The organism is Synechocystis sp. LEGE 06083, from assembly GCF_015207725.1.
Lineage (GTDB): Bacteria > Cyanobacteriota > Cyanobacteriia > Cyanobacteriales > Microcystaceae > Synechocystis > Synechocystis salina.
In genome coordinates, this window is the sequence record NZ_JADEWJ010000278.1 from 1 (window position 1) to 4975 (window position 4975).

At 44.3% G+C, this 4975-nt stretch carries 8 protein-coding genes; 7 read left to right on the top strand and 1 reads right to left on the bottom strand.

The features are described 5' to 3' along the window. Positions 1–108 precede the first annotated feature (108 nt). The 7 genes from psbA to IQ219_RS16720 all read left to right on the top strand — a co-directional run bounded on the left by psbA (position 109) and on the right by IQ219_RS16720 (position 4564). Entirely contained in the window at positions 109–1191 is a 1083-nt protein-coding gene (gene psbA, locus IQ219_RS16690; RefSeq protein ID WP_194073350.1) for a photosystem II q(b) protein, read from the top strand. A gap of 135 nt (positions 1192–1326) precedes the next feature. Next, on the top strand, positions 1327–1842 hold the full coding sequence (locus IQ219_RS16695; RefSeq protein WP_194020481.1) for an isoprenylcysteine carboxylmethyltransferase family protein: 516 nt from the start codon (positions 1327–1329) through the stop codon (positions 1840–1842). A gap of 32 nt (positions 1843–1874) precedes the next feature. Then, positions 1875–2459 (top strand): class I SAM-dependent methyltransferase, encoded by a 585-nt coding sequence (locus IQ219_RS16700; RefSeq protein WP_194073351.1) that lies wholly within the window; start codon positions 1875–1877, stop codon positions 2457–2459. A 24-nt stretch (positions 2460–2483) separates the two neighbouring features. Next, entirely contained in the window at positions 2484–2978 is a 495-nt protein-coding gene (locus tag IQ219_RS16705; protein WP_194073352.1) for a rhodanese-like domain-containing protein, read from the top strand. Positions 2979–3161: 183 nt separating this feature from the next. After that, positions 3162–3356 carry a DUF2892 domain-containing protein gene (locus IQ219_RS16710; protein WP_190599197.1) on the top strand — a complete coding sequence of 65 codons (195 nt, stop codon included), beginning with the start codon at positions 3162–3164 and terminating at the stop codon, positions 3354–3356. A gap of 164 nt (positions 3357–3520) precedes the next feature. Further along, complete coding sequence (gene petC, locus IQ219_RS16715) at positions 3521–4057, top strand: cytochrome b6-f complex iron-sulfur subunit (RefSeq protein WP_190599198.1); 537 nt, start codon at positions 3521–3523, stop codon at positions 4055–4057. Between the two features lie 60 nt (positions 4058–4117). Continuing rightward, a complete protein-coding gene (locus IQ219_RS16720; protein WP_194020477.1) occupies positions 4118–4564 on the top strand; it encodes a DUF2214 family protein in 447 nt (148 codons plus the stop codon). 27 nt (positions 4565–4591) lie between these two features. Here the strand turns inward: IQ219_RS16720 and IQ219_RS16725 are convergent, their stop codons facing one another. Beyond that, positions 4592–4918, bottom strand: a complete 327-nt coding sequence (locus IQ219_RS16725; RefSeq protein WP_194073353.1) for a sensor histidine kinase — start codon at positions 4916–4918, stop codon at positions 4592–4594. Positions 4919–4975: the final 57 nt, after the last annotated feature.

Below are 4975 nucleotides of genomic sequence, written 5' to 3' on the forward strand. Positions count from 1 at the left end.
CCTTTATATATCTGGTTTAATTGGATTTGACTGGTCGTTATTGTCAAAATAACCAGCAAAAATTAAATTCAAGCTTAAAACCAAAATCTTACTTCGTAATTATTCGCCATGACTACTACCCAATTAGGATTACAGGAACAAAGCCTGTGGTCACGGTTCTGCCGTTGGATTACTAGCACTTCTAATCGCCTCTACATCGGTTGGTTTGGGGTGTTAATGATTCCCACTTTGCTGACCGCAACCACCTGTTTCATTATCGCTTTTGTCGCCGCTCCACCGGTGGATATTGATGGTATTCGGGAGCCCATTGCTGGTTCTTTACTGTACGGTAATAACATTATCACTGCTGCTGTAGTACCCAGTTCCAATGCTATTGGTTTGCACTTTTATCCCATTTGGGAAGCCTCTAGTCTCGATGAATGGCTCTATAACGGTGGCCCTTATCAACTGATTATTTTTCACTTTTTGATCGGAATTTTCTGTTATCTCGGTCGCCAATGGGAATTGTCATACCGTTTGGGAATGCGCCCTTGGATTTGTGTCGCCTATAGCGCCCCCGTTGCTGCGGCTACTGCTACGTTATTGATCTATTCCATTGGCCAAGGTTCTTTCTCCGATGGTCTACCCCTGGGCATCAGTGGCACTTTTAATTTCATGTTGGTGCTGCAAGCAGAACATAACGTCTTGATGCATCCTTTCCACATGTTAGGCGTAGCTGGAGTGTTCGGTGGAGCATTATTTTCCGCTATGCACGGTTCCTTGGTAACTTCTTCGTTAATTCGGGAAACCACTGAAGTTGAATCCCAAAACCAAGGTTATAAATTTGGTCAAGAGGAAGAAACCTATAACATCGTCGCCGCCCATGGTTACTTTGGCCGTTTGATTTTCCAATATGCTTCCTTTAACAATAGCCGTGCCCTCCACTTTTTTCTTGGTGCTTGGCCCGTAATTGGGATTTGGTTTGCTGCCCTTGCCGTTTGTTGCTTTGCCTTCAATCTCAACGGTTTTAACTTCAACCAGTCGATTCTGGATGCCCAAGGTCATCCCGTTAGCACCTGGGCCGATGTCATCAATCGAGCCAATATTGGTTTTGAGGTGATGCACGAACGCAACGTTCATAACTTCCCCTTGGATTTGGCTGCCGGTGATGCCCAAATGGTCGCCCTCAACGCCCCCGCCATTGAAGGCTAATGCCATTGCCATAGCTGACTGTTGGACTTCGTTTCATTTGGTTAATCAAGGGCACTCTCGGAATGGGGTGCCTTTTATGTTCCAAGGTTAAAGTTAAGTCAGTAAAGTTTAAGTCTATTTTTGGGGTGAAACGCAATGAATCAATTTAAGGACTGGGGTTTTTCCACTGATTGGTGGCAAGGGAAAAAAGGTGAATATTGGGTGCTGGGGCAAGCAATTCTCTCCCTCGGATTTGTACTTTTACCGGTTTATACTCCCACTAATTTTCAATTACTAGCTGAACAGAATCAGTTAATTATCTGGGCTGGAACTTTGGTTTTTGGCACGATTGCCGTAGTTCTACTAATTGGTGGTGGTCTACATTTAGGAGAAAATCTGACTCCCTTACCCCATCCCAAACAGCATAGTCAATTGGTTACCACTGGTATTTACGGCATTATTCGCCATCCCCTCTACGGCGGTGTGGTTTTTCTGGCGATCGCCTATGGATTTTGGCAATGGAGTTTGGCCCATTTAATTGGGGCAGTGCTGTTATTTGTATTTTTTAATTTCAAAGCTAACCGAGAAGAAATCTGGCTAGAAAATAAATTCAGCGACGACTATGACGATTACCGAAGCCGGGTAAAAAAATTGATTCCTTGGCTTTATTAAGGGAATATCAAGAAAAATGACGAGGAAAAATTATGTGGGATGAAAGATTTAACCAGTCAGAATACGTTTACGGTACAGAACCCAATGAGTTTTTAGTCAGTGTGGCGGGGCAAATTCCCCAGGGCAAAGTTCTTTGTTTAGCGGAAGGGGAAGGGCGCAATGCTTGTTTTTTAGCAAGTTTGGGTTACCAAGTAACAGCGGTAGATCAATCCTCTGTTGGTTTAGCTAAGGCGCAAAAGTTAGCCCGGGAAAAAGGTGTAAAAATTACCACCATCCAGAGTAATTTGGCAGATTTTGAAATTATTGCCGATGCCTGGCAAGGTATTGTTTCTATTTTCTGCCATTTACCTTCCAGTTTACGAAAACAACTTTATCCACGAATTTACCAAGGCTTAAAATCCGGCGGGGTGTTTATTTTAGAAGGATTTGCCCCGGAGCAACTGCAATATACAACCGGTGGTCCCAAGGACTTAGATCTACTCCCGAACTTGATGAATTTACGGGAAGAATTGTCCAGTTTTGCATACTTAACCAGCCACACTTTAGAGCGGCATTTGAACGAAGGTATTTACCATCAAGGTAAAGCAGCTCTAATCCAAGTATTGGCAAAAAAGTAATCCTGATTTAACCAGACCATTTCTATGCAATTAATTATTGTTCGTTGCCTTACTGTTTTCTTTTTAACTTTCTGCTTAATGGGTTTTAATTTCCAACCTACCCTGGCCGCAAGTTTACCCCCCTCCTTCAATTCTGAACTCAGTCCCCAGACCGAAACGGTAGACTTGGCGATCGAGCAGTTTTTAAATTCTCTGCCGGCAAACTATTACACGATTCGGACACCGGCAGCCCTAAAAAAACAGTTAGGTGATGCCCAGACTATCTTAGTGGATGTAAGGGAAGTTAAAGAATACCAAGCTGGTCATATTCCCGGAGCCATTAATATTCCCCTACGAACTTTAACCCATAATCTTACCCAACTTTCTCCGGATAATAAAGTTATTGTCTATTGCTCCACTGGCTATCGTTCAGCTATGGCGGTAATGACTTTAAAACTTTTCGGCTACGAAAATATTGTCGGTTTTCCCCCTAGTTTTATGGGCTGGCAAGCGGCGGGGGAAATGACCGTAAAAACTTGACCAATCAAACTCAAAAATATGCCTTTTTGCATAGCCAAAACGACACTCTTAACAAAAATTTATTGTTATAATAAGAAAAGTAAAGGGATTCGATTTTGAATTTTACTCATGTCCCTTAAAACAGCAAAAAAGCTGACACAAATTTCTCTATTATCATCAATTTTTCCACAGGAGATTTATGCCATGGTCACCAATATGGGCTCTATTGATCGTTTGATTCGTTTAGTTGTTGCTTCCGCATTACTCTATTTAGGCTTATTTTTCTACTCCGGCACCAGCTTAGGTTTGGGTCTTACCGCTGGAGGGGGATTGATGCTATTTTCCGCCACTTTTGGTTTCTGTGGACTGTACAAATTACTCGGTATCAATACCAAGTAAGTAAGCTCAAGCAAAACCAATCGTCTCAATACAGTGGTTACCCCTTTTAGTTGGCTTAATAAAGTCCTGTATATAACAATGGGCACTTGCAAGGCGAATGATTCCGGTGGTATCCGCTGTATTTTCCCACCAATTTTTACCATTCGTTTGGATTAATTTAAATTATGATCAACTCCTCCGCCATCGACTCCCCCTCTTTTTCCCGTCGTCAATTACTAAATTTTCTCACCGGCACCACCGTTGCCGTTACGGCCAGTGCGGGACTGTACACCGTGGGAAAATTCCTCGTTCCCCCCGCCGAAAAAACCGGGGCTGGAGGGGGCATTATTGCTAAGGATGTTTTGGGCAACGCCATTCCCGCTTCCCAAATTTTGGCGGAAGCTCCCGGTACCAGGGCTTTGGTGGCTGGTCTAGCCGGTGACCCCACCTATCTAATTGTCAAAGAAGACGGTAGCCTTGACAGCATCGGCATTGTGGATGTCTGCACCCACCTAGGCTGTACTTTCCCCTGGAATGGCAACGACCAAGAATTTCAGTGTCCCTGCCATGGTTCCCGCTACCATCCCGACGGCTCTGTGGCCCGGGGACCCGCTCCTTTACCTCTGAAAATAGTGCAAGTGGCTGTGGTAGATGATCACATTTTGATTTCCCCCTGGACTGCATTGGATCCTCGCACAGGGGAAAAACCCTGGTGGGTTTGATAATTTTGGATTTTTGGCTAACAATCTTCAAAAGCTAAACTATTTTGGTTTTATTGACATATGTGGATTAGTGCCACCGTTGCGTATATTCATTACCTCAGTTTCATGGTCGCCTTCGGCGCTTTGGTCACAGAGGGTCTGACCTTGAAAAAAGAACCTACCCTGGAGGAGTCTTGGCGATTGGTCATTGCCGATAGTATCTATGGCTTGTCCGCCACAGCGGTGCTGGTTACAGGGGTTTTACGGGTGATGTATTTTGGCAAGGGCACTGATTATTACCTGAGTCATCATATTTTCTTTGCCAAGGTGGGATTATTTATCTTGGTGGGGTTACTTTCCCTCTATCCCACTTTCTCGTTTTTAATGTGGATTAAAACCCTGCGCGATCGCCAGGCTCCCGTACTGGAGGAAGGCAAAGTATCTGTGTTGCAATGGTTGATTCGGGGGGAATTGGTCGGACTGGCCTTGATTCCCTTCACCGCAGCCCTACTGGCCCGGGGCCTTTAGGTTCTTCAGAGGTTCAAGACCTTTTATTTATTTGGCTGTATTGATCAATTCTGGGGAGCCTACCTTGGGCAGAGTAGTGGAATGATTTGGGAGCCACACCTTGAACCAAGTCCCCTGGTCTAAGACACTTTCCACCTCAATTGATCCCCCATGTAAGTCCACACAGGTTTTGACAATACTCAACCCCAGGCCTGTGCCATGAATATTGCCCACATTACTAGCCCGTTGAAATGTTCGAAACAGTTTCGGTAAATCTTCGGCAGGAATACCAATCCCGTGATCAAGGCATTGTCTGCTTAGGGAGTGAGAGCTAGAATTGTTACGCAGTATAAGGTTGAAAAAAATGAACTGTATCTATTGTGAAAGTGAACGGGTAGTGAAAAATGGAAGAAAGAAGCTGAAGACGAGACA